Annotated in this window: 24 protein-coding genes; 9 read left to right on the top strand and 15 right to left on the bottom strand. The window is 71.1% G+C overall.

What is annotated here, in order from left to right; translation table 11 throughout:
- Positions 1-71: 71 nt before the first annotated feature.
- Positions 72-1832 (bottom strand): S8 family peptidase, encoded by a 1761-nt coding sequence (locus IE239_RS07720; RefSeq protein ID WP_190148570.1) that lies wholly within the window; start codon positions 1830-1832, stop codon positions 72-74.
- A 413-nt stretch (positions 1833-2245) separates the two neighbouring features.
- Positions 2246-3235, bottom strand: a complete 990-nt coding sequence (locus IE239_RS07715) for a Rieske 2Fe-2S domain-containing protein (RefSeq protein ID WP_229877895.1) — start codon at positions 3233-3235, stop codon at positions 2246-2248.
- Between the two features lie 633 nt (positions 3236-3868).
- Here IE239_RS07715 and IE239_RS07710 point away from each other — a divergent pair.
- Both IE239_RS07710 and IE239_RS07705 read left to right on the top strand, forming a co-directional pair.
- Positions 3869-4945 carry a hypothetical protein gene (locus tag IE239_RS07710; protein WP_190148507.1) on the top strand — a complete coding sequence of 359 codons (1077 nt, stop codon included), beginning with the start codon at positions 3869-3871 and terminating at the stop codon, positions 4943-4945.
- A 38-nt stretch (positions 4946-4983) separates the two neighbouring features.
- Entirely contained in the window at positions 4984-5856 is an 873-nt protein-coding gene (locus IE239_RS07705; protein ID WP_190148506.1) for a DUF3592 domain-containing protein, read from the top strand.
- A 210-nt stretch (positions 5857-6066) separates the two neighbouring features.
- Here the strand turns inward: IE239_RS07705 and IE239_RS07700 are convergent, their stop codons facing one another.
- The 4 genes from IE239_RS07700 to IE239_RS07685 form a co-directional block, all read right to left on the bottom strand.
- Positions 6067-6864: an SDR family oxidoreductase gene (locus IE239_RS07700; RefSeq protein ID WP_373308069.1), complete on the bottom strand. Its 798-nt coding sequence runs from the start codon at positions 6862-6864 to the stop codon at positions 6067-6069.
- 342 nt (positions 6865-7206) lie between these two features.
- Positions 7207-7905: a tectonin domain-containing protein gene (locus IE239_RS07695; protein WP_190148504.1), complete on the bottom strand. Its 699-nt coding sequence runs from the start codon at positions 7903-7905 to the stop codon at positions 7207-7209.
- A gap of 199 nt (positions 7906-8104) precedes the next feature.
- Positions 8105-8551 carry an IS3 family transposase gene (locus IE239_RS07690; protein WP_190148503.1) on the bottom strand — a complete coding sequence of 149 codons (447 nt, stop codon included), beginning with the start codon at positions 8549-8551 and terminating at the stop codon, positions 8105-8107.
- Between the two features lie 92 nt (positions 8552-8643).
- Positions 8644-9558, bottom strand: coding sequence for a helix-turn-helix domain-containing protein (locus tag IE239_RS07685; RefSeq protein ID WP_229877893.1), 915 nt, complete (start codon positions 9556-9558; stop codon positions 8644-8646).
- Positions 9559-9685: 127 nt separating this feature from the next.
- Between IE239_RS07685 and IE239_RS07680 the strand changes: the two genes are divergently transcribed.
- Positions 9686-10609: an SDR family NAD(P)-dependent oxidoreductase gene (locus tag IE239_RS07680; protein WP_190148501.1), complete on the top strand. Its 924-nt coding sequence runs from the start codon at positions 9686-9688 to the stop codon at positions 10607-10609.
- Positions 10610-10677: 68 nt separating this feature from the next.
- On the opposite strand, the gene IE239_RS07675 is transcribed toward IE239_RS07680, so the two are convergent.
- From IE239_RS07675 to IE239_RS07665, 4 genes are all read right to left on the bottom strand, one after another.
- Entirely contained in the window at positions 10678-10833 is a 156-nt protein-coding gene (locus tag IE239_RS07675; RefSeq protein WP_190148500.1) for a hypothetical protein, read from the bottom strand.
- Between the two features lie 22 nt (positions 10834-10855).
- Positions 10856-12259 carry a dihydrolipoyl dehydrogenase family protein gene (locus tag IE239_RS07670; protein WP_190148499.1) on the bottom strand — a complete coding sequence of 468 codons (1404 nt, stop codon included), beginning with the start codon at positions 12257-12259 and terminating at the stop codon, positions 10856-10858.
- A 103-nt stretch (positions 12260-12362) separates the two neighbouring features.
- Entirely contained in the window at positions 12363-12494 is a 132-nt protein-coding gene (locus tag IE239_RS42915) for a hypothetical protein (protein ID WP_268254500.1), read from the bottom strand.
- Entirely contained in the window at positions 12491-12718 is a 228-nt protein-coding gene (locus IE239_RS07665) for a hypothetical protein (protein WP_190148498.1), read from the bottom strand. The genes IE239_RS42915 and IE239_RS07665 overlap by 4 nt, the downstream gene beginning before the upstream one ends.
- Before the next feature lie 229 nt (positions 12719-12947).
- Between IE239_RS07665 and IE239_RS07660 the strand changes: the two genes are divergently transcribed.
- Positions 12948-13637 (top strand): alpha/beta fold hydrolase, encoded by a 690-nt coding sequence (locus IE239_RS07660; RefSeq protein ID WP_190148497.1) that lies wholly within the window; start codon positions 12948-12950, stop codon positions 13635-13637.
- A 113-nt stretch (positions 13638-13750) separates the two neighbouring features.
- Entirely contained in the window at positions 13751-14386 is a 636-nt protein-coding gene (locus IE239_RS07655; RefSeq protein ID WP_190148496.1) for a TetR/AcrR family transcriptional regulator, read from the top strand.
- A 79-nt stretch (positions 14387-14465) separates the two neighbouring features.
- Here IE239_RS07655 and IE239_RS07650 read toward each other — a convergent pair whose 3' ends face one another.
- The 4 genes from IE239_RS07650 to IE239_RS07635 all read right to left on the bottom strand — a co-directional run bounded on the left by IE239_RS07650 (position 14466) and on the right by IE239_RS07635 (position 17518).
- Positions 14466-15569, bottom strand: coding sequence for a YhaZ family DNA alkylation repair protein (locus IE239_RS07650; RefSeq protein ID WP_190148495.1), 1104 nt, complete (start codon positions 15567-15569; stop codon positions 14466-14468).
- A 19-nt stretch (positions 15570-15588) separates the two neighbouring features.
- The gene (locus tag IE239_RS07645; RefSeq protein ID WP_190148494.1) at positions 15589-15894 is read right to left on the bottom strand and encodes a hypothetical protein; all 306 of its coding nucleotides are present in this window, start codon (positions 15892-15894) and stop codon (positions 15589-15591) included.
- A 202-nt stretch (positions 15895-16096) separates the two neighbouring features.
- On the bottom strand, positions 16097-16924 hold the full coding sequence (locus IE239_RS07640) for a helix-turn-helix transcriptional regulator (RefSeq protein ID WP_190148493.1): 828 nt from the start codon (positions 16922-16924) through the stop codon (positions 16097-16099).
- 105 nt (positions 16925-17029) lie between these two features.
- A complete protein-coding gene (locus tag IE239_RS07635; RefSeq protein WP_190148492.1) occupies positions 17030-17518 on the bottom strand; it encodes a nuclear transport factor 2 family protein in 489 nt (162 codons plus the stop codon).
- Positions 17519-17738: 220 nt separating this feature from the next.
- On the opposite strand from IE239_RS07635, the gene IE239_RS07630 reads away from it, so the two are divergent.
- Both IE239_RS07630 and IE239_RS07625 read left to right on the top strand, forming a co-directional pair.
- The gene (locus IE239_RS07630; RefSeq protein WP_190148568.1) at positions 17739-18470 is read left to right on the top strand and encodes an SDR family oxidoreductase; all 732 of its coding nucleotides are present in this window, start codon (positions 17739-17741) and stop codon (positions 18468-18470) included.
- 218 nt (positions 18471-18688) lie between these two features.
- Positions 18689-19450 carry an isocitrate lyase/PEP mutase family protein gene (locus tag IE239_RS07625; protein WP_190148491.1) on the top strand — a complete coding sequence of 254 codons (762 nt, stop codon included), beginning with the start codon at positions 18689-18691 and terminating at the stop codon, positions 19448-19450.
- A gap of 740 nt (positions 19451-20190) precedes the next feature.
- Here IE239_RS07625 and IE239_RS07620 read toward each other — a convergent pair.
- Positions 20191-20784, bottom strand: a complete 594-nt coding sequence (locus IE239_RS07620) for a DUF4291 domain-containing protein (protein ID WP_190148490.1) — start codon at positions 20782-20784, stop codon at positions 20191-20193.
- A gap of 547 nt (positions 20785-21331) precedes the next feature.
- On the opposite strand from IE239_RS07620, the gene IE239_RS07615 reads away from it, so the two are divergent.
- Together IE239_RS07615 and IE239_RS07610 are read left to right on the top strand one after the other, a co-directional pair.
- Positions 21332-22219 carry an SCO6745 family protein gene (locus IE239_RS07615; protein ID WP_190148489.1) on the top strand — a complete coding sequence of 296 codons (888 nt, stop codon included), beginning with the start codon at positions 21332-21334 and terminating at the stop codon, positions 22217-22219.
- A 1293-nt stretch (positions 22220-23512) separates the two neighbouring features.
- The gene (locus IE239_RS07610) at positions 23513-25315 is read left to right on the top strand and encodes a sensor histidine kinase (protein WP_190148488.1); all 1803 of its coding nucleotides are present in this window, start codon (positions 23513-23515) and stop codon (positions 25313-25315) included.
- Positions 25316-25371 lie beyond the last annotated feature (56 nt).

Below are 25371 nucleotides of genomic sequence, written 5' to 3'. Positions count from 1 at the left end.
GGTCCGGCGGACCCGCTCCTGGAAAGCGAGTCGTACGGGACAGCCGAGAGCGGGCGTTGCCGGGCCCTGCGCTAGAAGGTCAGGCTCCAGGCGTCGATCTTGCCTGTGTCGGATGCTGCGTTGTCGTTGACGCGCAGCTTCCAGGTGCCGTTCGCGACCTCCGAGGAGGCGTTCACGGTGTAGGTCTGGGCGATGTTGTCGGCGCTGCCGCCGGCGTGGTTGTGCAGCGTGTAGACGGTGCCGTCCGGCGCCACCAGATCGACCTTCAGGTCACCGATGTAGGTGTGCTTGATGTCCACACCCACCTTGAGGGTGGCCGGGGCGTTGCCGGTCACACCGGTCACGGCGATCGGGCTCTCCACGGTCGCGTTGTCGTTGACGGCGAAGTCCGCGAGGTTCTCGAAGTACTTGCCGGGCGGCGGGGTGGTCCCGACGGCCTTGAGTGCGTCGACCTGTCCTTCGCCGAAGAACGAGTTGTCGGCCGTCGTGCCCGTGCAGCGGCTGTCCGAGGGGCAGGCGATGTCGTTGGCCTGCTCGGCCAGCTTGGCGCGGATCTGCGCCGGGGTGATGCCCGGGTTGGCGCTGGCGATGAGTGCCGCCACGCCGACCACGTGCGGGGTGGCCATCGAGGTGCCGCTCTTGCTGCCGTAGCCGCCGCCGGGGACGGTGGAGTACACGTTGCTGCCCGGCGCCGCGACGTCGATGACGCCCTGACCGTAGTTGGAGAACGAGGCTTTGGTGACGCCCGTGCCGTTGGCCGCGACCGTGACCACGCCCGGCAGCTCGGTCGGGATGTCGATGCAGGCGTTGGTGATGGTGCGGGTGACCGGCGTCGAGTCGTTCGGGCTCGCGGAGTCGGTCGTCTTGTGGGCGAGGTCGTAGTTCTCGTTGCCCGCGGCGGCGATCTGGAGGGAGCCCTTGCCCTCGGCGTACTCCTGGGCGCGCGTGACGCCCTCGATGATGGCGGCCTGGTCGATGTTGTCCGGGCAGTTGAACTGCCACGGGTCCGTGTAATAGCTGTTGTTGGTGACCTTGAAGCCGTGGTCACCGGCCCAGACGAAGCCGCAGATGGTGTTCTCGGCGAAGAAGAAGGAGTTGCCCGGCTCGGCGACCCGGACCGCGGCGATCTTCACCCCGGGTGCCACGCCGACGACGCCCTTGCCGTTCTTGGCCGCGGCGACGGTGCCCGCTACGTGGGTGCCGTGCGTGTCGACGTCCCGCCAGGCGCCGGCACGGGTGTCGGGCTTGCCGTAGGCGCAGGAGACCGAGTCGGCCGCGTCGAAGTTGGGCGCCAGGTCCTGGTGCTGGTCGTCCACACCGGTGTCCAGGATGCCGACCGTGACGGAGGCGGACCCCGGGTTCACCGCCCAGGCCTGGTCGGCCTTGATCTGGCTCATGTCGGCCCGGACCGGTTCTCCGGCCGGGGTCGAGGCCTGGGCCGGATTGGCCGGGAGCGCCGGGTTGTAGGCGTCGGCCGGAACGTCCGAGGTACGCGTGGCGCCGACCTTCTGCACGCCGGAGACGCCGCGCATGGCAGCGGCGAAGCCGCTGGACGCCGAGTGGGCGACGATCACGCCGATGGCGTCGAAGTTCGAGAAGACGGTGCCGCCGTTGGCCGCGATCGCGGAGCGGACCGCCGAACTGTCACCGGGGGCGGTGATCACGAGGTAGGCACGCGTGCCGGCCACCCAGGTCGCACTCTGGGAAGCCGGCACGGCGGCAGGAGCGTGGGCCTTGGCGGCCGGCGCGGCGGAGGGGGCGACGGGGAGCGTGCCCGCGAGGGCTCCCGGAGCGCCGAACGCGAGGGCGGCGCCGAGCGTGGCCGCCAGCACCAGCGTGCGTCTGGGTCGGCTGGATATGTGGGGTATCAATGCGTCCTCCGGAGACGGCCCGGCCGTGCTGAGGGCACCGGCCGGACCGTACGAAACGAGTGGTGGATGCAAGATGTCAGGTGCATGCTCGTGTGCGGAAGTACCTTTCCGTGCAGGGACGCCACAGGGGTATGGCCGAAAAGAGACGCGCTCCGGGCATCGGGGCGCACCGGGCAGACGGTGCGGGCGGTGCGGGCGGTGCGGTATCTGGTGCGCGGCGGCGGGTGTGTGTCCGGCACGAGCGGTGGCTGCTGGACACGGACGCCGACCAGCCCCGACCAGCCGCTGGAGCACGACCTGCGCGGTGTGCCGGAGGCGGTGGCCGCACAGCGGCAGTGGGCGTGTCGCCCCTGGCCGATCGCTCGAGCGATCCGTCACTCGGCCGGATAGAACTGCGCGTACCAGCGGCGCAGCGCCTTGATGCCCTTCTCGTGGGGAAGCAGGACGGGCCGCGGCTGGTGGACCTTGTGGTCCCAGATTCCGACCTCCTCGCGCACCTCGCCCAATGCCTCCATGCGGAAGACGAGTTTGGCCAGGGGCGTCAGGAACGGCAGCCGGGCCGGTTTGCGGATGTAGTACAGCATCCGCAGTTCGCTGGTGCGGTCGTCGACGGGCGTACTCAGGGCGACGGCGGTCACCGACAGAACGGGGCCGTGGGTACGGACCACCATGACGCCGGGCCCGTACATGAACGCGTCGAAGGTGTTGTCGATGTCCCGGCCGAGGACGCGGCGGGAGATCCGGCCGCGGGCCTCGGCGAACGGACCGTCCGCCCGCCATTCCTGGACAGGGGGTTGGCTCTGGCCGTGGATGAAGTGGAAGTGGGACTCGTCGACGATGTTCTCGCGCATCTCCTGGATATGGACGCGTGCCCGGCAGGTGTCGTCGACGGGCGCGGCGAACTCCTTCGCTCCCGTCTCGGGGATCTCCGGCACCTCCCACGACGGCTCGCCCGGCCCGACGTACACCAGGACGAGCCCACTGTGCTCGCGGACGGGGAATCCGCCCAGGGAGACCTTGGGAGTGTGCACCGCGAACGGGGCCTCCACGCACCGGCCGTCGGCACCGAACCGCCACCCGTGGAAGGGACATTCCACCGTGCCGTCCACGACCTTCCCACCGGCGCCGAGATGCGCGCCGTAGTGCGGGCAGTGCGCGTCCCGCACGGCGGCCCGGCCGTCGGCTCCCCGGAAGGCGATGAGCGCCCGCCCGAAGTAGTGCAGGCTGACCACTTTGCCCGGCCGCAGTTCACGGCTGCGCAGCACCGCGTACCAGCCGTACGGCACGGTCGGCATCGGATACCGGTCGGCCCGGGGATCGCGCGGCAGAGCGGCCAAGTTGTCATGACTGCGACGTAAAGGCATGCGCAGATGCTAGCGGTCCGACCGTTCTTGTCGTCGTCCGGAGGGCCGCCGGGCGGACTCGGGACGTCCACAACAGGCCCAGTCACCGCCTCCGTCACCACCACCGCCCCGCCATCGCCGTCGCCGGAGTCCCCGCCGTCGCCGCTGTCCGCGCCCGGGCCGTTCCCGCCGCCGGGCTCGTTGTTCTCGCCCGCCCTGCTCAGGTTGCCGAGTCAGGGACGGTCCCGGTCGTCGTCGACGGCGACCGGCTCACCCCGGGGGAAGCCACCGAACGGCACCCGCGCGCGTGCCGCCTCGCCGGTGATCCGGAGCGCCGCCGCTGACGCACCGGGCGGCGCTGCCCCGGGAACCGCGCCAGGCCTGTGCTGTCGCCGAGCCCGAACGCGGCGGCGAAGACGTACGCCATGACGGCATACAGCGGGTCCGGGCTCTCGTACCGCACGGGGGTCGGCGGCACCAGGACCGGTGCGAGGTGGCCGCCTTGGCGGCCCGGGCACGCTCCGTGGGCGTCCCTCTTTGGATGGCACGGCAGGTCGCGCCGGGACTCGCCGGGCCTGTCACCGCCGCCGTCGACAGGCGTCCGGTTGTCCACAGGCCTGTCGGCGGTTGCCCGCGACGGGCACAATCAGCGACATGACGATCACCACGGGCTCGCCGCCCACACACGACACGCCCGCCGACCTCGCGCGCGGCCTCGTGACGGGCGGCGTGATCGGGGCATCAGTGACCGCCTTCGTCAGCGGGTGCGTCATCGAGAAGACGTCACTGATCGTCATGGGGCTGCTCATAGCCGCGGTCTACGCCCTGGCCTTCTTCCTCGCCACGCTGCCGCGACGCGCGCGTGAGGCGGCCGTCGCGCCCCGCACGGCTCTCGCGATGATCGAGAGTCTGGAAGCCGTGGGGGGCGAGTCCAGTGACGTGCCGGTGCAGTTCGACCTGACCGTCGCACCGGACGACTCGCCCGCGTACCGGGTCGAGGTCAGACAGGACGTCAATCTCGTCGAGCTCGCCGACTACCGGCCGCGCGGCATCGTCGTGGTCGAGTATCCGCCGGACCGGCCGTGGAAGGCCCGGATCGTGAGGCGGCCGACGCCCGAGTGGGAGCAACGGGCGGCCGGCGCACGCCTGGACTCGGCGCCCGGTCCGGTGATGAGGAGCGATCCCGTGCAGGGCTGGGCCGGCGGCCTCCTCACGCTGCTCGGCCTGCTGCTCGGCACGGCCGCCGTCCTGGTGCCGTACCGGGCCGACCTGTTCGGCGCCGACGCGAGCCGCGCCGCACCACGACCGTCCGTCTCCTCCTCCTCGTCCACGACGACCGTGACGTCGGCGACGGGCACGATCACTCTCGGGCCAGGCCGGTCGATGCTGGGGCAGAACGAACTTCGCTCCTCCGTCGAGTCGCTGACGCGAGGCCACAGGCGCCAGGCGCTCAGCGTGGTCGTCCAGGACCGCATGCTCACAGTCGTCTTCTCCCCCACCGGTGTGCGCAGCACCGGGTTCGACCCGCGTTCACTGCCGTTCGACCGCGTCCAGCCGCTGGTCGAAGAGGCCACGACCACCCTCGGCGTCGGCTCCCCACACAGTTGGCAGCTGACCGCGGACGGCCTCACCGGCTCCGTCACGCTCAGGATCGTGGTGACCGGCGCCGCGGGCACAGGAACACTGGAGGCGGACGGACAGGGCAAAGTGACCCGTCGCAGCAGCAGTTGACCGGCACGAAGCAGGCAGGCAGGCAGGCAGGAGAACGCGTGACGTGGGACGGGTGGGACGGCTTCGTACTGCTGTGGTGCGCGGCATGGGGCGGCGTGGCGCTGGTGGGGTACGGCAGGTCACTGGCCGGTATGACCGAGGCGCAGCGCACGGTCCGGCTGACGGGACGGATCGAGCGCGTCCGGGAGCCACGGCACGGCGGATCCCGGAAGGGCGGGATATCGGTGGTCGTCTCCTACCGCGACCCGGTGTCGGGACAGGAAGTCACTGTGACGAACGACGGGGAACGCGGTGAGATGATCACGTCGGCGTGGAAAGGCCGGGAGATCGAGGTCAGTCACCCGCGGGACAGACCGCACGCCTACCGGTTCTCCGACACCGCCGCACAACCCGATCGCGGAACGGGTCTGCCCAATGCCGCGGTCTTCCTCGCCTATGCCGCACTGGTGATCCTCGTCTCGGTCCGTCAGGGATGGCCGTGGGCGCTGATCGGTTTCTGCGGACCGTGGGCGCTCCTCGGAATCGCGTACCTCCCCGGAGCGGTACGCGAACGCACCCCCCGCCTCAGCACGTTGGCGGCAATGGACACCACACGAGGACGGATCATCGCCGTCCTGCAGGACATCACCGTCGACCAGGACGACAGCCACACCTCGACCACCATCACCCCCGTCGTGTCGTTCGCCACACGCGAGGGCACTGCCGTCACAGCCCACTGCACATCGCACCTCGCAGACCCCGCCACCGCATACGGGCGCGAGGTGACGGTCCATCACACATCCCACAATCCAGTTGAGTTCACGCTCGATCGCGTCGCCGAACACCGTTCGTCGACGTGGGACCTCGCGCTCCACGTCTTGATGATCGTCGTGCTCGCGACGGCGGCCGTGGTGGGAGTGGCGCTGTTGTGAGACCACGGTGCACCGGGGGGACACACCTCCGGTTCGCCACGTCCGCCACGCCCGCCACGTGGTCGACACGCCCGCCACGTGGTCGACAAGGCCCGATGCGGAGAGGTTCAGCCTCCAGGAAGCGCGAACCGGTCACCGGCCCAGCCGAACTCGGCGCCGAATCCGTGATCGCCCAGCGGCAGGAGCACAGCGCGCCCATCCTGCGAACCGTCAGCCGGCGAAACCCCCGTTGCTCTTCAGCAGTTGGCCGTTGATCCACTGGCCCTGCGGAGAGCACAGGAACTCCACGAGGTGAGCGGTGTCCTGCGGGCTGCCAAGACGCCCCAGCGGTGTCCGGCGCAGCAGGTGATCGCGCATGTCGTCAGACATCCAGCCGGTGTCGACGGGGCCCGGGTTGATCACGTTGGCGGTGATCCCGAGGTGGGCGAGTTCGTGGGCAGCGGCCAAGGTGATGCGGTCGAGTGCGCCCTTGCTCGCCCCGTAGGGCAGGTTGCCGACGGTGTGGTCGCTGGTGAGGGCGATGACACGTCCGGTCCCTGGAGATCCCCGGAAGCGGCGGCCGAATTCACGGATCAGCAGCCAGGAGGCACGCGCATTGACCGCGAAGTGGCGGTCGAAGCTCTCCGGAGTGGTGTCGAGCAGGCCCGAGTCCACCGACTCGCAGTGGCACATCACCAACGCGGTGATGTTGCCGAGACGGTCCTGGGCCTGGTCGAAGACCCGCCCCGGGACCTCGGGATCGGCGAGGTCCGCCTCGACCGCCATCGTGGTGGCACCCTGCTCCGCCAGCGTCCTGGCGATGGTGGTTGCGGCGTCGGCCTCGACGCCCCAAGCCATGCGCGCGTCGTACGGCGTCCAGTAGGTGAAGGCGATGTTCCAGCCCGCCTCGGCGAGTCGGCGAGCGATCCCCGCACCGATCCCGATGGACCTGCCGACGCCGGTCACCAACGCGACCGGCCTGGCGGCGTGGCGCAGCGGCCTCTCCTCCGCAGTCGTCACAAAGCACACTCCCCTGCCCCTGAGGGCTGTTGGCACACCAGGCCCCCCGCCCCTGCGGGCTGTTGGCACACTGACGAGAGCTCATTCCCGTCCGGAGTCACGCGACACCTCGCCGTAGGAGACCGTACGAGTTCACCGGTCCCGGGGCAGGGATCCTTCTGACGGGCCACGCTCCGGGCGTGGCCGCAGGCGCGCCCGAGCACTACGCGCCATGCCGTCAGCCCGTGACGCGCCTCTATCGTCTGACCGGGACGTCGCCTCGCCGGTTGCTGTTCGTGCCGGGGCCGGTCACGCCCCGGGGGGGGCGTGACCGGCCTGACTTCCGGCGGCGGGATGCCGAGTGGTTGGGGGTCAGCCCGGCAGATCACCGGTGTAGCGGTAGATGTTCCCGGCGGAGTTCACGCCCCAGACGGTGCCGTCCACTCCTGCTCCGACGTCGGTGAGTGCGCCGGGGATCTGCAGCCAGGGACTGGCGTCGTTGTTGGTGTAGTGGTAGATGTTTCCGCCGGCGTTCGCCCCCCAGACCACGGTGCGGGAGCCTGCTGAGATCGCCTTGAGTCCGCCGCTGATCTGCTTCCAGTGGTCGCTTTCCTGGTCGCCGGTGTAGCGGTAGATGTTGCCGGCGGAGTTGACGCCCCAGACGGTGCCGTCCGCGGCGGCTCCGATGTCCGTCAGCGCCCCCGGGACCTGCACCCAGGGACTGGCGTCGTCGTTGGTGTAGCGGTAGATGTTCCCGGCCGAGTTCACACCCCACACGTTCGTCCTCGACCCGGCCGAGATCCGAACGAGCGCACCGCTGATCTGCTTCCAGTGGCCGCTTTCCCGGTCGCCGGTGTAGCGGTAGATGTTGCCGGCGGAGTTGACGCCCCAGACGGTGCCGTCCGCGGCGGCTCCGATGTCCGTCAGCGCCCCCGGGACCTGCACCCAGGGACTGGCGTCGTCGTTGGTGTAGCGGTAGATGTTCCCGGCCGAGTTCACACCCCACACGTTCGTCCTCGACCCGGCCGAGATCCGAACGAGCGCACCGCTGATCTGCTTCCAGTCGGCCATTCCACCGGCTCCTTTTCGTCGGCGATGTTGCATGCAGACGCTCCCGCGACGGAACGATTCAGCATGCAAGCGCACTTACGGCATGATTCTTCTCTTGTCCGTAAAGCCACGTTTATCGGATGGGTCGCGTACTTCGAGCTGGGACGGTGCGGCCGGCGGTTGACCCAGGGGCGACCTGATCAGAGGTCCCACTTGCGGGCTACTCGCGATCATCGGGTTGACGCCTATGCCGATCCCGCACCGCGCACCGGACGTGGAAGAGAATATGGTCCCGCCGGACTGCCAGCGCATCCGCGCCGGTGTGCGGAAGGCCGCGGGACCGGTCATGGCCCGGCAGGTCGGCGAGATACTGGGCGTGGGCATCAGCATGCGGGCCGAGCTGGAACCGTTGCGCGAGAAGCCGGTCAGGCTGGTCGACCGCGGCCGGCTGCGCAAACTGCCCGACGGCCTGGTCCCACAGCCGGTTCGGCGCTCTCGCGGTGAGGTCGCGCTGCAGCAGGCCCGGTGAGAGTTCGGCATCCCCGTCGCCGCGGGTGAACCCCTCGGACTTGCGGGGGCTCATGCCGGCGATACCGGCTTCGCTCATGAGCCGCTCGGCACGCTTCCGGCCGATGTGGACGCCCTCGCGCTCGAGGACGGCGTGCACCGCGTCCCCCGGGCAGCACCCGTGGGCGGGCTCGCAGCGCGCCGAGCCCACGAGAATCGTGGCCGTGGGCCGGTCCACGGCGGCCGGGTCGGCTACGGCTGTGCGCCGGCGCCCCGCTGCCTCGGCTCACCGGCTTCCGGGTGCGCTCGGTTCCCGGAACCGTGCGGGGAAGCGCCGCGCGGTGCGTTCATGCCGGCGAGCAGGCGCAGCCGTTCCTCGGAGGCGCTGCCCGGCCGGGCGTGGTAGGTGATCATGGTCTGGGTGCCGGTGCCGGCCACGAGCAGCTTCTCGTAGTGCAGTTCCAGCGGGCCGACCTGGGGGTGGTTCAGCAAAGTCGCCCCCGTCGTCTTGTACTTGACGTCCTGCCGCGCCCAGAGGGTGCGGAAGCGTTCGCTGCGCACGGACAGCTCGCCGACGATCTCCACCAGACGCGAGTCGTCGACGGCTGCCCCGACAACGGAGCGCAGATAGGGGACCACGCGAGCCGTCATGTCCTCCCAGTCCGCGTGGAGCTCGCGCATCTCCGGCTCCAGGAAGGCGGCGAGGACGCTGTTCTGCCCCGGTGCGTTGAACGGCGAAAGGGCGATCGCCAGGGGATTGGCGGCGAGTACGTCCATGTAGTTGTCGTGGACGTACGCGGCGGTCAGCGGCCAGCTGTCGATCAGGCTCCGGATGCCGTCGCCGACCTTCTCCGGCCTTCGGAGACGCTTGCGCCCCGTGCTCCTGGGCTTGGCCAGCCGGAGCAGGTACCGCGTGGCGTCCTCATCCAGTCGCAGCGCACGGGCGATGCTCTCCAGTACCTGTTCGGAGGGGTTCCGGTCGCGGCCCTGCTCGAGGCGGACGTAGTAGTCGGAGCTGACTCCCGCGAGGAAGGCCACCTCCTCCCGGCGCAGACCCGGGACGCGGCGGTTGCCCTGATCGGGCACACCGGCTTCTTCGGGCCGGACCAGCCCCCTGCGGGCGCGCAGAAAGCCGCCCAGGCTGTCGGCGTCCTGGTTGCGTGGCACATCCCCCAACCTAACCCGCTCCCGCCGAAGCCTGGGTAGCCCTGGCAGTCCCAGTCCCGAAGGGTCCTGGCCGGTGGGCGGCCGACGCCGGATGGTGGGACGCAACCACACAGGAAGTGAAATTCTCATGCCGCAGTTCTTTCAGAGCCCGTTCGGCCGGCTTTCGACCGCGTCCGAGGTCATCGACGGGGTCGAACTCTCCGGACAGCGGGCGATCGTCACCGGGGCCACGTCCGGCATCGGGGTGGAGACCGCGCGGGCGCTGCTGGCCGCCGGCGCCGAGGTGACCCTGGCGGTCCGGCGTCCGGACGCGGGAGAGGAGGTGGCGGCCGACCTCCGGAAGAGGACGGGCAGCGACGCGGTTCGGGTCTCGCACCTGGACGTGGCGGATCTGGACTCGGTGCAGGCGTTCACCGCCGCATGGCGAGGCCCGCTCCACATCCTGGTCAACAACGCCGGGATCATGATGCCGCCCGGGCTCGAGCGGGGCATGCGTGGCCACGAGCAGCAGTTCGCGACCAACTACCTGGGCCATTTCGCCCTGACTCTCGGCCTGCACCCCGCGCTCGCCGAGGCGGGCACGGCCAGGATCGTCTCGGTGTCCTCCAGCGGTCATCTGTACTCACCCGTCGTCTTCGACGACCTCGACTTCCGCTTCCGCCCCTACGACGCTCTCGCCGCTTACGGACAGTCCAAGACGGCGGAGGTCCTCCTCGCGGTGGAGGCCGACCGTCGCTGGTCGGGCGAAGGCATCAGGGCCAACGCGCTGCATCCCGGTGCCGTCGCCACGAACCTGCAGAAGCACACCGGCGGGCTGAGAACCCCGGAGCCGTACCGGAAGACGATCGAGCAAGGCGCCGCGACGTCCGTGTTCCTGGCCGCCTCCCCACTCGCCGAAGGCGTCGGCGGCCGCTACTTCGAAGACGTCGCCGAGGCACCCGTCGTCGACGCCCGGCCCACGGCGCCCGGCGTGCCCGGGGTGGCGCCGTACGCGCTCGACCCGGCGAACGCCGAACGTCTGTGGGACACCGCGACCGGCATCCTCCGCTGACCCACACCACTGACCCACACCACGGACCCGGCCCCCGGACGCGAAGAAGGAGAACGGCACCGCCTGGACTACGACGCCGCTCCCCCGGGGGTCTCCGGGGCGGCGGTGCCGTTGTCCGCACCCGCTCGCGCCGCGCCGCGCCGCCGGCCGACGTCGATCACGATCTTGCCCTGCGCGGTGCCGTTCTCGACGGCCTTGTGGGTGCCGCCCAGAAGCCGGATCACGACGGTGCTCCCCGCTCGCCGGTCATCGGCCGGACGTGTCCTGGTCCTCGGTGAGGTTCGCGAAAAGCATGTTGAGCCCCTCGGTCATGGTGGGGTGGCTGATCACCATGTCGCGCAGGGCGGTGCAGGGCAGGCCGGCGAGCATCGCGGTCTGCACGGTGGTGAGGGTCTCCCCCGTCTCGGGGCCGAGCAGGGTGGCGCCCAGGATGCGGTGCGTCTCCGCGTCGACGACGGCCTTCCACAGCCCCTGCGTCTCCCCGGTGGTGCGGGCGCGGGGAATGGCGGCCACGGGCAGACGGGCGATCTTCACTCGGTGGCCGAGCCGGCGGGCCTGCTCCTCGGTGAGGCCGACGTGCGCGAGGTCCAGGCCGAGGAAGGTGGTGCGCGGTATCAGGCGGTCCCGGGTGGAGCGGGAGCCGCCCGCCAGGTTCTCCTTCAGGATGCGGTAGTCGTCGAGGGCCGCGTGCGTGAACTGAGGGCTGCCCGCCACGTCGCCGGCGGCCCAGGTGTGCTGCGCGGTGGTGGCCAGGTGCTCGTCGACGTCGACGAACCCCGCGGCGGTGACCGCCACGCCCGCCCGCTCCAGGTCCAGCTCCTCCGTGACCGGGACGCGCCCGACGGCGACCAGCAGGTCGTCCCCGGTGATCTCCAGGCCGTCCTCCAGCACCACGGTCACCTCGCCGCCGGCGTCGCGGCCGACGCGGGCGACCCGCCGTTCGAACAGCACGGTGACGCCGTGGCCGGACAGCAGGTCCCCGACGGCGGCCGCGATCTCGGCGTCCTCCTGCGGCAGCAGCCGGGAGTGCCGGCTCACCACGGTGACCCGGCTGCCGAAAGCGGCGAACATGTCGGCGAACTCCAGGCCGATGGGCCCGTCCCCGAGCACGGTCAGCCGGTCCGGGATCCGCTCCAGCCGCAGCAGGCTCTCGCTCGTCAGCGCGCCGGCCCGGTCCAGTCCCGGGATGTCGGGGAGGCGCGGCCGGGTGCCGGTGTCGATGACGGTGTCGGCGCCGCGCAGCACGCGTCCGCCGCCGTCGGCCGTGCGGACCTCCACCGTGCGCTCGGCGACGAACCGGGCCTGCCCGATCACCAGGTCCATGCCGGAGTCGAGGAACTGCTTGTGGTTGAGCGCGACCATGGCGTCGACGACATCGCTCCTGTGCGCCCGCAGCAGGTCGACGTCGGTCCGCACGTCGCCCACGACCAGGCCGAGTTCACGGCCGCGGTCCAGTGCCCTGCGGGCGCGGGCACTGGCCACCAGGGCCTTGGTCGGGATGCACGCGACGTTGATGCACGAGCCTCCGATCATGCCCCGTTCCGCCATGGCCACGCGGGCGCCGCCGCGCGCCCGGTCCATGGCGAGTGTCTTGCCGGCTTTTCCGCCGCCCACGACGAGAAGGTCGACGTCCTCTGTCACCGGTGCCATGCGGTCTCTCCCTCGGGATGGATGTACGGGGTGCGCGGGTGCGGTGGTGCTCGGGGTGCGGTGGTGCGCGGCGCCCCGGGCACGGGACCGGGGCGCCGCGGCTTCAGCCGTCCGGGGTCCGGGCCGCGCGGAGCATCCCGGCCGGGGCGAGGGCCGCCCGGGTGGCATGGGCGGCACTGAGCGGGTCGAGCGCCATGACGTCGTGGCTGATGCCGTCGTGGCGGCCGGTGGTCACGGGGACGTCCGCGACGCTTGGCCTCGCAGCGTACGCCTCGCCCTCGTCCGCGGCCCGTCGGCCTCGTCCACGATCACGAAGGCGGGCGGCAGTCCCCGAAGCTGCTCCGCGCCCGCCCGCAGCGGGGGGGGGACGGTGATCGCCGAGCGGCGGGGGACGTCGGGCAGGCAGGCCTCCCGGAACAGGATCGTCGGCTTGGCCGAGGTGGTCGTGGTGATGCTCATGGCCGGCTCCTCTTCGTCTGCGCGGGCATGCCGCGAGCCTGCTCCGGCGCCGGGCCGGCCGCTCGCATCGGTGGGCCCGGCGGGCGCCCCGGTGTTCGGGTCCGGCCACGGGACCAGGCGCCGAACACTATTCTAGACATCTTGTTGGACAGTGTGTCCAAACTTGCTTAGGCTCCGATGACAGCGCGGTTCAGCGCCTTCTTCATCCGAACTCGAGAGTGGAATCGCAGTGAGTGCTGGTGGAACAACCCGTCCGACCCTCCTCCTGGTGCACGGGGCGTGGCACGGCTCGTGGTGCTGGGAGAGACTGACGAGGGTGCTCGACGCCGACGGCTGGACGACCCGGACCGTGGACCTCCCCAGCGCCGGGTCGGGGGCCGGCGTGCGGGACGACGCGCGTGTGGTGCTGGAGGCACTGGCCCGGATCGACGGCCCGGTGGTCGTGGTCGCCCACTCCTACGGCGGCGTCCCGGCCACCCAGGCCGTCGCCGAGGCCGCGAACGTCTCGCACGTCGTCTACCTGGCCGCCTACCAGCTCGACGCCGGCGAGAGCCTGCTCGGCCACCACGGTGCGCCCGCCCCGGCGGATCCCGGCGGATTCCAGGCCGTGCCGGACCATCCGGTCCCGCTGTTCTACGCGGACGCCCCGGCGGCCGACGCGCAGGCCGCCGCCGGGCGCTTGGTGCCGCAGAGCACGAAGTCCTTCAGCGACACGCTGACCGCGGCCGGGTGGCACACCGTCCCCTCGACGTACGTCGTCTGCGAGCAGGACCGGGCACTCCCGGCGGGCGACCAGGAGCAGCTCGCCGTCCGGTCCGGCTCCGTCCACCGCATCGCGAGCGGTCACTCGCCGTTCCTGTCGATGCCCGGGGAGCTCGCCAGCCTTCTCGCGAAGATCGCGTCCGGGTCGGCCGGCTGAGCCGTCTCCTGCGCGCCGACCGGGGGTGCGGTGTGACCTCTGGGGCCCGACCGGCGACGAGCCGTTCCTCCTCCCCCGCAAAGGCCGTTTCCCCAGCTCCGTAGGATGGCGGCATGGCTTCCACCACGCGACGACGTTCCACCGCGGCCGACCGGCGGGCCGCACTCGAGGAGCGCATGGTGTCCGCGCTCGAGGAACTACTGCGGGGCGGTCTGACCTACACCGAACTGAGCGTCGAGCAGATGGCGCACGCCGCGGGGATCTCGCGGTCCACCTTCTATCTGTACTTCCGCGACAAGGTCGACGTGCTGCTGCGGGTGAGCGGTTCGCTCAGGATCCGGAGCTACGAGATCGCGGAGGCGTGGGAGCCCTGCGGGCCCGACGGCGGCGCCGACGGCCTGGCCCGCACCTACGAAGAGATCATGCGGCACTACCGCGAACACGCGGCCCTGCTGTCGGCCATCCACGAGGTGGCCGCCTACGACCCCGCGGTCCGCGACTCGTGGTCGGCCCACCAGGACCGCTTCGTCGACAACACGGTGGCAGTGCTGGAGGAGGAGCAGCGGGCCGGCCGCACGCCCGCGGACATCGATCCGCGGCTCGCCGCGCGGGTGATCGTCCAGGGGGGCGGCGAGGTCATCACCCGTCAGGTGGTCGGCGGCGACGGCGGCGACGACGCCGACGTGGCCCGGGAACTCGCCCACGGCTACTGGCACGGCGTGTACCGCCGTCCGGCGATCACGAACTGACGGCGGGAGCCTGCCGCCGCCCGGCCCGAGCACCCACCCGGCAACGGGGCGCGACACGGATGTACGGCGGCAGATCTCCTCAGGGCGAATGGATTTCGAACTCCGCGCGGTGCGACGTCACGCCGTTGATCTGCAGGGCTACGGCGTGCGAGCCCGGGTGGTGGCAGCCGGTGGCGAGGAGCCGGAACGAGTGTTCCCGGGTCACCGTGACCGTCTCACCCGGCGCAAGGGTGCGGGTCGTGAGCTTGAACGTCGCCGTGCTCCGCGAGCCGTCGGCCCTGGGGTGGTGGACCACGTAGTCGATCGCGAGCCGGGCGTCCTCGGCGCCGGTGTTGCGGATGGCCGCGGTGAGGCGGACGCTCCCGCCGAACGGCACCCGGGTGCGGTCGAGCACCGGTCCGTCGACCTCGAGGGTCACGGGGGCGAAGCCGAGCAGTCCGAGGGCGCCGGGATGGCCGCGTCTGACGAGGGTGCGCAGCCCGTGACGCACCATGCGTCCCGTCGCCGGGGCCGGGTCGCCCAGCCAGCGCCGGGCGGTGGCCACGGCGAGGTCGGCGTGGTCGCGGCTGAGGTCGTCCAGGTGATCGGCGACGGATCGCCTCACGTACTCGCTGCCGTCGCGGTGGAGGGCGTCGAGGACGGGCACGGTCACGCCGGGGCGGGCGATGAGCTCCGGCACCCGGGCCGACCGGGGAAGGCGGGGCCGGGTGCCCTCCGAGGCGAGGCGGCGCACGTCGGCGTCGGGTGACGCCGTCCATCCGGCGATGATCCCGAGTGCCCGGTCGAGGTCGTGCCGCAGCAGGACCCGCAGCGCGAACTCGGATGTCAGCCTCCCGGTGAGGTCGGCCAGAAGCGCCATCGCGTCGTCGAAGGCGCCGTCGGTGCCCTCGGCCACGGCCTTCACGGCGACGGCACTCGTGACCGGCCGGATGAGCCACCCGCCGAACTCCGGTACGCCGTCCCGGGCGGCCCGCACCACGCGGGCCAGCTCGGCGTACCCGCCCGGGATGTCGGCGAGGAGGGCATCGCGCAGCAGGTCCGACCGTTCGCTCAGCGAGAGCGGGTCGAGCTGCCGTGCGGCCGCCCGCAGTGCGGCGGTCTCCCCGCCGGGCAGCGCGGTGCGGACGGCCCGGGTCAGCAGCCGCGCGGTGTGGCCGTTGACGAGTTCGTCGGCGAACGGCACGGCCGTCTCCTCCCGGCGGTCAGGGCTCGACGTGCTGGAGCACGGTCGTGAACCGCCAGTCGACGGTGGTGTGGTCGATCGCCTCGTGCACGGGCGAGCCGCCCATCTCGCCGGTGATCCCGGCGGCTCCCGAGCGGGCGTGCTCGATGCTGTCGTAGGCGACGATGTCGAGGACCATGCCGTCGTCGCGCACGACGATCCGGCGCCACCGGAAACCGGGCCGTGTCTTGAGGTATTCGTTGATGTCCGCGTTCGCCGCGACGAAGTCCTCCGCCGTGCGGCCGGGCGCGGGGCGGAGGGTGGTCACTTCCAGGATCTCGGGCATGCCGGGCTGTCCTTTCCCACGGGATGGAGGTTGCGGCTCGGCGGATGCCGTCCGCCCACGGTCCCTCCCGCAGACGTGCCGCTCAGCGGGCGGGAAAGCAGGGCCCGCATGGGGTGTACGGGCCTCAGGAGGGGGCCGCGGTCCCGGCAGGGTGACGGGCCTCAAGAAGGGGTCCGCAGTCCCCGGCGGGGTGACGGGACGGTCAGGCCGGCTCCGCCATCGAGGCCAGATACGTCAGGGCCTCCTCGCTGCGGCTACCGGGCTCGGGGGTGCCGACGAGCAGTTGCTGGCCGGGAGCGTCGACCACCTCGAACGTCTGGTAGGTCAGCTCGACGCGGCCCACCTCGGGGTGCACGAACACCTTGAACTTCCGGGTGAGGCCCGCGACGTCGTGGTCGGCCCACAGCGCCCTGAACTGCGGCGAGGCCTCTCTTAGTTCGGCGACGAGGCCGGTGATCTCCGCGTCGTCCGGGAAGCGTCCCGCGTTCAGGCGGAGCGCGTACACGCAGCTGCTCAGCTGCACCTCCCAGTCGGCGAACACCTCCTTGGCCCGAGGGTCGGTGAACAGGACACGCGGCATGTTCCGCTCGGTTCCGAACGGCGACAGCAGCGCGTCGGCGATCGGGTTCGCGGCGAGCACCTCGAGGGCCGGGCCGAGCACGTAGGCCGCCGCCTGGGCGAAGGTCTCCAGCATCCGAAGCAGCGACGGGTGCACGAGGTCCCTGGGGCTGTCCGGGCCCAGCCGGGGATTGAGCCCGGCCAGCCGGAACAGGTGCTCGCGCGCCTCGGGCGCCAGGCGCAGGGCGTGCCCGAGGGCGTTGATCACCTGGGCGGAGGGGTTGCGCTCGCGTCCCTGCTCGAGACGGGCGTAGTAGTCCGCACTGACCCCGGCGAGCACGGCGACCTCCTCGCGCCGCAAGCCGTGGACGCGTCGCCCCGAGACCCCGCCGGCCAGCCCCGCGTCGCCCGGCTCCACGCGCGAGCGGCTCGCGCGGAGGAAGGCGCCGAGCTCGTTGTCGCGTGTGGTCATGTCACCGATGCTAGCCCCACCGGCCGGGTCGGCGATCCGCAGGTTCGGGACCGTCAGCCGCCTGATCACGGACGCTCTCCCGTCCCCGCCCTCGCGGCGCCCGAGTCAGACCCCCGGAATGACATACGGCATGTCCAGCAGGATGCGGTGCCCCACGATCTTCCACTCGCCGTCGATCCGGCGCAGGTCGGTGTCGTAGTACCCGGACTCGATGGGTTGCACGGTGCCCTGGGAGCCGAAAGTGCCCTCCGCCCAGCCGCCCTCGGGCCGCGCGGCGGCCTGGACGCGGAAGACGACGAACTGGGCGTTCATGTGGGCGCGGTCACCGTCGACCTCGATGATGTGGTCGGCGGTCACGTGGTGGCTGGAGCCGCCCACGGGGTGCGGGGCCATGTAGTGGTCCACCGCGTACTCCACGGCCGCCCCGCCGATCATGGGCGGCGCGACCGGCGCATGGCTGCCGGGACCCGTCCTGGAGAAGCTCTGCACGACCGCGTCGTCGGTGAACAGCGCCCCCTGGGTCTTGCCGTCGCGCTGGTCCGTGGCCCGCACATAGCGCGCCAGAACCTCCTGGATCCTGCGCTCGTCGCTCATGGCAGCCCTTCCGTGTCGCGCTGCGGATCCCGTTCGGGGTTCCGGCCGGCGCCTCGCACCGGCACCCCCAGCTTCCGTCGGGGTCCGGCGCCGAAGAAGGGCGCGTGAGCCTGGGTGCCACACACCCAGGCTCACGCATCCTTCCCCGGCTCCGCCCGATGCGTTGAAGTCGAAGGCACGGCGGTCGCCGCCGGTACCCAGCGAAGGAGAACCCGTGAGCATGCCAGCAGAATCGAAGACCGTCCTGATCACCGGCGCCAGCAGCGGCATCGGCGAGGCCACCGCGCGCCGACTGGCGGGGCTCGGCCACCGCGTGCTCCTCGGCGCCCGCCGGACCGACCGCCTTGCCGCTCTGGCCGGAGAGCTTCGCGCGGCCGGCGCCTCGGTCGCCCACCGCGAACTCGACGTGACCAGCCTGGACTCCGTACGCGCCTTCGCCGACGCCGGCGTGGCGGAGTACGGCGGTATCGACGTGCTGATCAACAACGCCGGCGTGATGCCGTTGTCCCCGATCGAGGACCTGCGCATCACCGAGTGGGAACAGATGATCGACGTCAACCTGCGCGGAGTGCTCCACGGGATCGCCGCCGTGCTGCCCCAGATGCGGCGGCAGGCAGGCGGTCACATCGTCAACGTGTCGTCGGTGGCGGGGCATCGGGTGGACCCGACCGCCGCCGTCTACAGTGCCACCAAGTTCGCCGTGGCCGCCGTGTCGGAGGGGCTGCGGCAGGAGAGCCGGGACATCCGGGTCACCGTCGTCAGCCCCGGGTTCACACAGAGCGAGTTGACGCACCGCGGTGGCTCGCCGGAAGCCCAGGGCGCCGCTCGCACGGCGGCTGAGCAACTGGCGATCCCCGCCTCGGCCATCGCCGACGCGATCGCCTTCGCCATCGACCAGCCGGCGAACGTCGACGTCAACGAACTCGTCGTGCGCCCCACCGCACAGGGCTGACGGCCGGGGCGCCGGGGCCGCTCCGGGCCCGGCGACGAGACGGTGGACGGTGCCGGCCGTCAGCTCGCGGGCCGTTGATCAGCACGTCGAGCGGATGATGTGCAGCACCTCCGTGAAGCAGGGACCGGGGACTTCGATGTTTCGCGGCGGCGGTTCCCGCCACCGGGCAACGCCTGTCGGCACGTTGTCCGCGACGATCACGGGGTAGCGTCCCTGGCATGGACTTTCACACCACCGTTGAGCGCGCTCAACTCCTCAAGCAACTGCACGCCCAGTACAAGCCGCTCGTGCTGCCGACTGTCTGGGATGTCTGGTCCGCGCGCACGGCAGTGGCCGCCGGCTTCCCCGCACTGACGATCGGCAGCCATCCCCTCGCGGATTCCCGGGGTGCCGCCGACCACGAGGGGCAGACCTTCGAGGAGGTGCTCGCCGCCGTCAGGCCGATCATCGCGGCGGTCGACGTCCCGGTGTCCGTGGACCTGGAGGCCGGCTACGGCCGGCAGCCCGCCGAACTCATCGCCGGGCTCATCGACGCCGGCGGGGCCGGTCTCAACATCGAGGACACCGTCCACTCGGACGGCGGCCGCGTGCGCAGCACTCACGAGCACGCGAGTTACGTCGCCGGCCTGCGCACGGCGGCCGACGACGCGGGGGTCCCGGTCTGGGTGAACGGGCGCACTGACCTGTTCATGCACGCGCAGGACGCGGCCGGCGTGCTCGACGAGGCGATCGAGCGGCTGCGGGCCTTGGCGGAGGCCGGCGCCGACAGCGTGTACCCCGTGGGCATTCAGGACGACGACGAGCTGCTCGCTGCCGTGACCGGCGCCGTCACCGTTCCCGTGAACTCCACGGCCCATCCCGTCAAACATGATCTCGAGCGCTTCCGCCGTCTCGGCGTGGGCCGGATCACCTACGGTCCGCTTCTGCAATTCGCCATGACGGACGCGATGAAGGACATGATCAAGCCCTGGGCGCCCTGAGGGGTCGGCCGAGCGACGGGGCCCGGCCGCCGCCGTCCTTCACGTCACGGCGGAGGTGCGCGCACCTGCGTGATGCGGCCGCACCGAACGCGACCTCCGTATGGCCGACTTCCACCCGGAGCTGATGCGGGATCCGCGTCGTCCGGGCCTGGTCCCGCATCCAGTCAGCCACCGGCCTGTCCCGGCGGGCACTGCGTGACATCGAGGCCGGGGTGACCTCCGGCAGCTTTCCAACCGTCGAACCCGGAAGTCGCCAGTCCGCACCGGGCAGCCCCCTGCTGCCCCTGGTGGAGCTGAGGTTCGCCCGGCTCCGCCTGGACGGCGTCGAGGTTGCGCGGAACCCGGCCGAGATGGTCATGCACACGCTTTGCGGATGGGCGTCGGGCGCCGCTCACGAAGTCGCCCGACGCCCCCTCCGGGGCCCGGGCGTCGTGACGTCCGACGGCCCGCACCGCGGGCCAGGGACAGTGAGGAGGCTGCGCAGGACCGACAGCATCCGTCGGCGGACGGAAGGAATCAGCGCATGGCGCCTGCCGCCTTCGCTCCCGTCACGGAGGGTGGATACCGGGTCAGGCACGCCCGAGAGGGCCGCTCCGGCCGACGGGGGGACCCGCGCCGCGCGTCGGTGACGGTCGATGGAGGGCTCTGCAGGGCTTGGACCACTGTCCGCGCGGAGGCATCCTCTCTCTGTGTTGCCATGTGCCTGTATTGCCATGTGCCCCATGGACAGCGGCTACCCGTCATATCCGTAGGTGGGCAAGAAGCTCGTCCTCGACGGGATACGCGTGTTCCTCGGGCAGCAGTCGGGCGGCGGAGTCCAGGTCGCCGTCCCTGACGAGGGCGTGGATCTCGTGAGCGAGTGGGGTCATGTCGCGGATGGCGACCGTCCATTCGTCCGCGTAGCGTCGTACGGCCTCACCGGAGAGGCCGAGTTGCAGCGACCGATACGGCAGGGGCTGCAGTCGCAGGTCCCGCTCCGGATCCCACTGGACCCGCGCCGGCGACCGCTTCAGCTGCCGCTTCCAGTCGGCCTGGTCGGCGTACAGCTCCGGCACGTGGTGCGACAGGCACGCATGACGCAGCGCCCACTCGAAACCGTCCCGCTGGATCTCCACGGCCAGGACGGTCTCCTGCCCCTCCTTCAGACCCCACCCGCAGCGGTACATCATCCACAGGAAGCTGGGCTTGATCCATGTCATCCGGTCCCTCTTCCAGGCTGCGGGAAAGTGACCGTGCTGCGCGGCGGGCAGGCCGATCTCAGGCGCGTATGCCTGGTAAACGGTCACTGTGGAGGCCGTGTAGAGGGCGCGGATCTGACGCTCGGGTTCTGACACGGTGACCAGAGTCGACGTTCGGTTGGCTGTGCGCCATCGAATTACCGGGCCGGTTGAGGCAGGTGGCCCAGGGGACGCCGCCCTGGACGGCGTGGTCTTCGGGCGCACCCGGGTGCGTAGCCCAGGGCCTGGGCGGCGACGGTGAGTGGCACCTCCTGGACCAGGACGCGGATCACCGCGCGTCGGGGTCTTGTCGTGCGAGGCTCGGGGCGGCTCGTGCCGTCCAGGTCGATAGCCTGATGCAGCACTGGCCGGGTGACGTCCGGTCGATCGGCGGCTCGCAGGGGATCTCCGGCGCCTTCGTGACGAGCCCGCCCGCGTGCTCCGCGGCCCGTGAAGGCCTTGCGGATGACGCTCGCATCGACCGTGCGGTGGACCACTGCCCTGGCCGTCTCCGGGGAGAGCGCGGAGAGCCGGCAGCAGGACAGTAGTCGCCCGAGCCGCTCTCCGGTAGCGTACCGACCGGACGGTACAGTTGACGCCCGATGCACCGTCATGTGCTCGCTGGACACCGTCGTTTCATTCGCCACAAAACGGAGAGCCCCTGATGACGCATGACACGGACCGCGACAGTCCGGCCCTTGCGCGCGAGACCTGGAGAGCTCTCGAGCCCTACCACGGGGCCGTCTACTTCTCGCCCGAAGCCGCCGCCCTGTACGACGAGTTGGGGGTGGATGCGAGGACGGGATACTTCGCTTCCCGCTCGGCCGCGCTCGGCGCCGCTTCGGCGGACCTGGTGATCGCCACGTTCTACAACTTCAATCCGGAACTGGTGCGCCGGGCCATACCCGCGGCATGGGAGGCCGCCACGCCGCAGCAGTTCGCTGCCGCCCGGCTCACAGGGATCGATGCCACGCTCCGTCGCATCCTCGGCGCGGAGGTCTCCTCACCGGAGATGGCCCGCGCGGCAGAACTCGCCCGTACCGCGGCTGAAGCAACCGTGGGGCACCCGCAGGGCCGCCCTCTGTTCGCCGCGCACGCCGCACTGCCGTGGCCGAGCCCGCCCCACCTCGTGCTCTGGCACGCGCAGACTCTGCTGAGGGAGTTCCGTGGCGACGGCCACGTGGGAGCACTGCTGACCGCCGGACTGAGCGGGATCGAAGCCCTCGTCACGCATGGCGCCGCAGGCGACGTCGACGCGGGGGTGCTGCGCGACTCACGGGCATGGACGCCGCAGCAGTGGGACGAGGCCGTGCAGAACCTGCGTGAGCGTGGCTGGCTCGCCGACGGGCCGCACCTGACGCTGTCCGAGGACGGTGCGCGGCGCAGGGCGGAGATCGAGCACACCACCGACAGGCTGGCCGCTCTCCCCTACCTCACGCTCGGCCCTGAGGCCTGCGCCGAACTGTGCTCGCTGGTCAGGCCGTTCAGCCTTGCGGTGGCCAAGGAACTCCTGCCATGGGCAGTCGGCCGGCTGAGCGCAGGGAGCGCTTGAGGAAGTCATCACGAATGCAATGACACGCACGTGCTTCATGTGCGCCTCGATGTCAGGGGCCAGGCACGGCAGCACGAGCCCCTTGGGCGCTGCGGCCCTGCGACACATGTCGCGTCCCGCTGCCACTCGCAGGCTGCCCCGCGTTTCGCCATCATGACTCCCTACATGCGGGAAAATGGAGTTCGCTGAAGGACAGATATTCACTCACACTGGAATGACCGCACCCCGACGACAAGGGGTCGGCAAGCCGCGAGAGCCGGTCGCGGGACCGGCGCAGCGGCCGGGGCGAGTTCATGACCCGGTGGATCGGCGGAAGGTCAGGGTTCGACACGCGGCAGTGGATCCACTCGGACGCCTGACCGGTGCCGTCGTCCTCGCCCGTGGGGCGGGACAGCGAAGCCCGCGGGGCGTGAGCAACCCGCAGCGGTCCGCCTTTCGGGCGGCGTCGCCTTCGAGCTGCCGGGGCTCGACCACACCGACACTCGGGAATTCTCCTTTCCCCCCGAACTGTTGCCCCGATCAACCGCGGGACCGGATCGGATACGAGTCGAATGGGCTGACCAGCCGCTTGATTCATGCCGGCCGTTCGGCGTCACTACCCCGTTGCGTCGCACGCCGAATTCCTCACCGGCAAAGGCCGTATCAATCCGGGCCTCCCGTGATGAAGGCCGACGGCGGGAACGCCTGTCCCTGACTGCAAAGAGTTTCCCTTTACCATGCCAGGACGGTTACACAGGCAGCAGGTGAGTGCGATGGTCGTCGAAGCTGTCACGGGACAGCCGGACGCGGCTCCGTCGAGCCGTCGAACGCACCCAGGCGTGCGTCGGGGGACTCTCACTCGGTCGCCGGACCCCGGCCCCAGGGCCCGCCCCGGCCGCCTTCGACCCTGTGGCGGATTTCGTGGGGAAGTTGTGACTGCCCTGCACGTTTGCGACTCGTCGAGCGCGCGAGGACTTCCACAGTTGACCGAAAATCGACGCCTCCTCTCTTGCATGCGACGTTCTCCGGGCAACGGTCACCGGACATGCTCCGCCCTGATCGCCCGTTACGAGGAAAAGGGGCTCAGCGAAAAGGCCGTCTCGTCATTACCACGGATCCCGGCTGCATCAGTGGCTTTGCGACGAAAACCGCCTCTCGGCAAACTGGGCAAGCAGGCAGATCACCACTCCCGACGCAATGACTAGCATGTGCTGACACCTGGACCGGGACATCACGATTTTCTCGTATCCGGGCCTGCGGCCGTCGTGTCGGTCGATCCGTTCTTCCTGCTCTCGAGGACCGAGGAACCGTGGAATGCCTCTGCCTGCACCGCCCCGTCGACGTCGGTCACCAGGACTCCCCCGCATCTCCCCAGCCGTGACGGGGCTGCTGTTGAGTGCCGCGGCCGCGGGCACGGCGGTGGCGACGGCTCCCGCCGCGGCTCGCACCTGGACGATGGTCACGGCCGTGGCCGCATGGTGCTGCGTAGCGGTGACCGTCCTCGTCTTCGCCTTGCTGCTCCGGCGGACCCGCCGGTCGGCCGACTCGAAGGACGCCGAAGTCGTCCGGCTCACCGCTCGGTCGGCCCAGCAGTCGGCCGAGTCGGCGTATCTGGCGAACGTCACCGTCCCCGCTCTCGTGAGCCTGCTCCGCAAGGGGGCAGGGGCCAAGGAGGCCCAGGAGCAGGTGAACCTGCCGACCGACACGCAACTGCTCGAGATCGTCCAGGTGTTCAGCTCGGCCATGGAGCAGGTCGTGCAGCACGCGGCGTCATCGGACAGTGAGCTGCGGCGCGCACGCGAAGAACTGGCCCAGGTGAACCAAGAGGTGGAGCAGGTGACGCGGGCCCTCCTTCCCGACATGGTCACGCGGCTGCGAGAGGGCAACTCGGCCGACACCGTGCTGGCCGAGTGGGAATGGCCTCCGTCCTCCCTGCTGCGGGCCCCTGTCGAGGTGTTCGTACGGGACCTCGCCCGCAGCGAGCGGCGGGGCGCCGCGGCGCAGGTCGCCTCCGCCAGGGCCCTCAGCCGTGTTCAGGCAAAGACCGTGAGCATGCTCGCCGACCTGCGCGACATGCAGGAGCGACACGGCGAGGAGGTCTTCGGCGACCTGCTGAAACTCGATCACAGCACCTCCCAGCTGGGTCTCCTGACCGACCGACTGGCCCTCCTCATGGGCGGCCGGTCCAGCCGGGCATGGAACAAGCCGATCGTGATGGAGAGCATCCTGCGCGGTGCGGCCGGCCGGATCGCCGCCTACCAGAGGGTCAGGCTGCACTGCTCCACAAGCGCCGCGATCTCCGGATTCGCCGCGGAAGGCGTCATGCACCTGATCGCCGAGTTGATGGACAACGCGGCCAACTTCTCCCCGCCCATCGACGAGGTCCATGTGTATGTCGACGAGCACAGTGCCGGGCTCGTCGTCACCATCGAGGACAGCGGTCTGAAGATGGCGGATGCGGCGATGCGGCATGCCGAGGAGGCAGTGGCCGGGCACATGACGGACCTCGCCTCGCTGCCGGGCACACGCCTCGGCCTCGCAGTGGTCGGCGGGCTCGCCACGAAGTACGGCATCAGTGTCAACTACCGGCCCTCGTCGCGCGGCGGCACCGGCGTCGTCGTCCTGCTGCCCCGGCAACTGCTCGCCCAGCGTCGCGACACCGCGCCGAAGAAGACATCGGCCCGGCCCGCCGTGGCCGCCGCGGAATCCACGCGCGCCGCCCTCCCGGAGACCGCCCCTGCGGAGGGAGGGGACGCCCCCCTTTCTCCCCCGGCGTCGGCACCGACCTCGGCTGCGGCCCTCGCCCCGAGCTCGCCTGCGGCTACCGGGGAGACCCTCACGCCTGGCTCGTCCGCCCGTCGCGCGGCGGCCACCCCGAACGGGCTGCCCGTGCGCGCCCCCGGCCGCACCATGGCCGAAGCCGAACAGGATCGCCGGGACCGCCGAGCGGGGGCCGAACCCCCCGCGGCCGGCGACACGCCCGCGCAGGCCCCCCACGTCGCACGCGATGCCGGCTCCCGCTTCGGGGCCTTCCACGCCGGACGCACCTCCACGGGCGAGGACGGCCCGTCCGGCACCGGTGCCGGCCCCTTGCCCGAGCCGCCGTCCGCTCAGTGACTCTCCTCGTTCCCTCGTCGTTCACGGCGCCGCGACCGTGGTGTCCTCTTCCCCGC

Origin of the sequence: Streptomyces humidus (assembly GCF_014649655.1) — a bacterium.
Taxonomy (GTDB): Bacteria; Actinomycetota; Actinomycetes; order Streptomycetales; family Streptomycetaceae; genus Streptomyces; species Streptomyces humidus.
The sequence above is the reverse complement of the archived record's forward strand: the minus strand, read 5'-3'. Positions and strand labels throughout refer to the sequence as shown.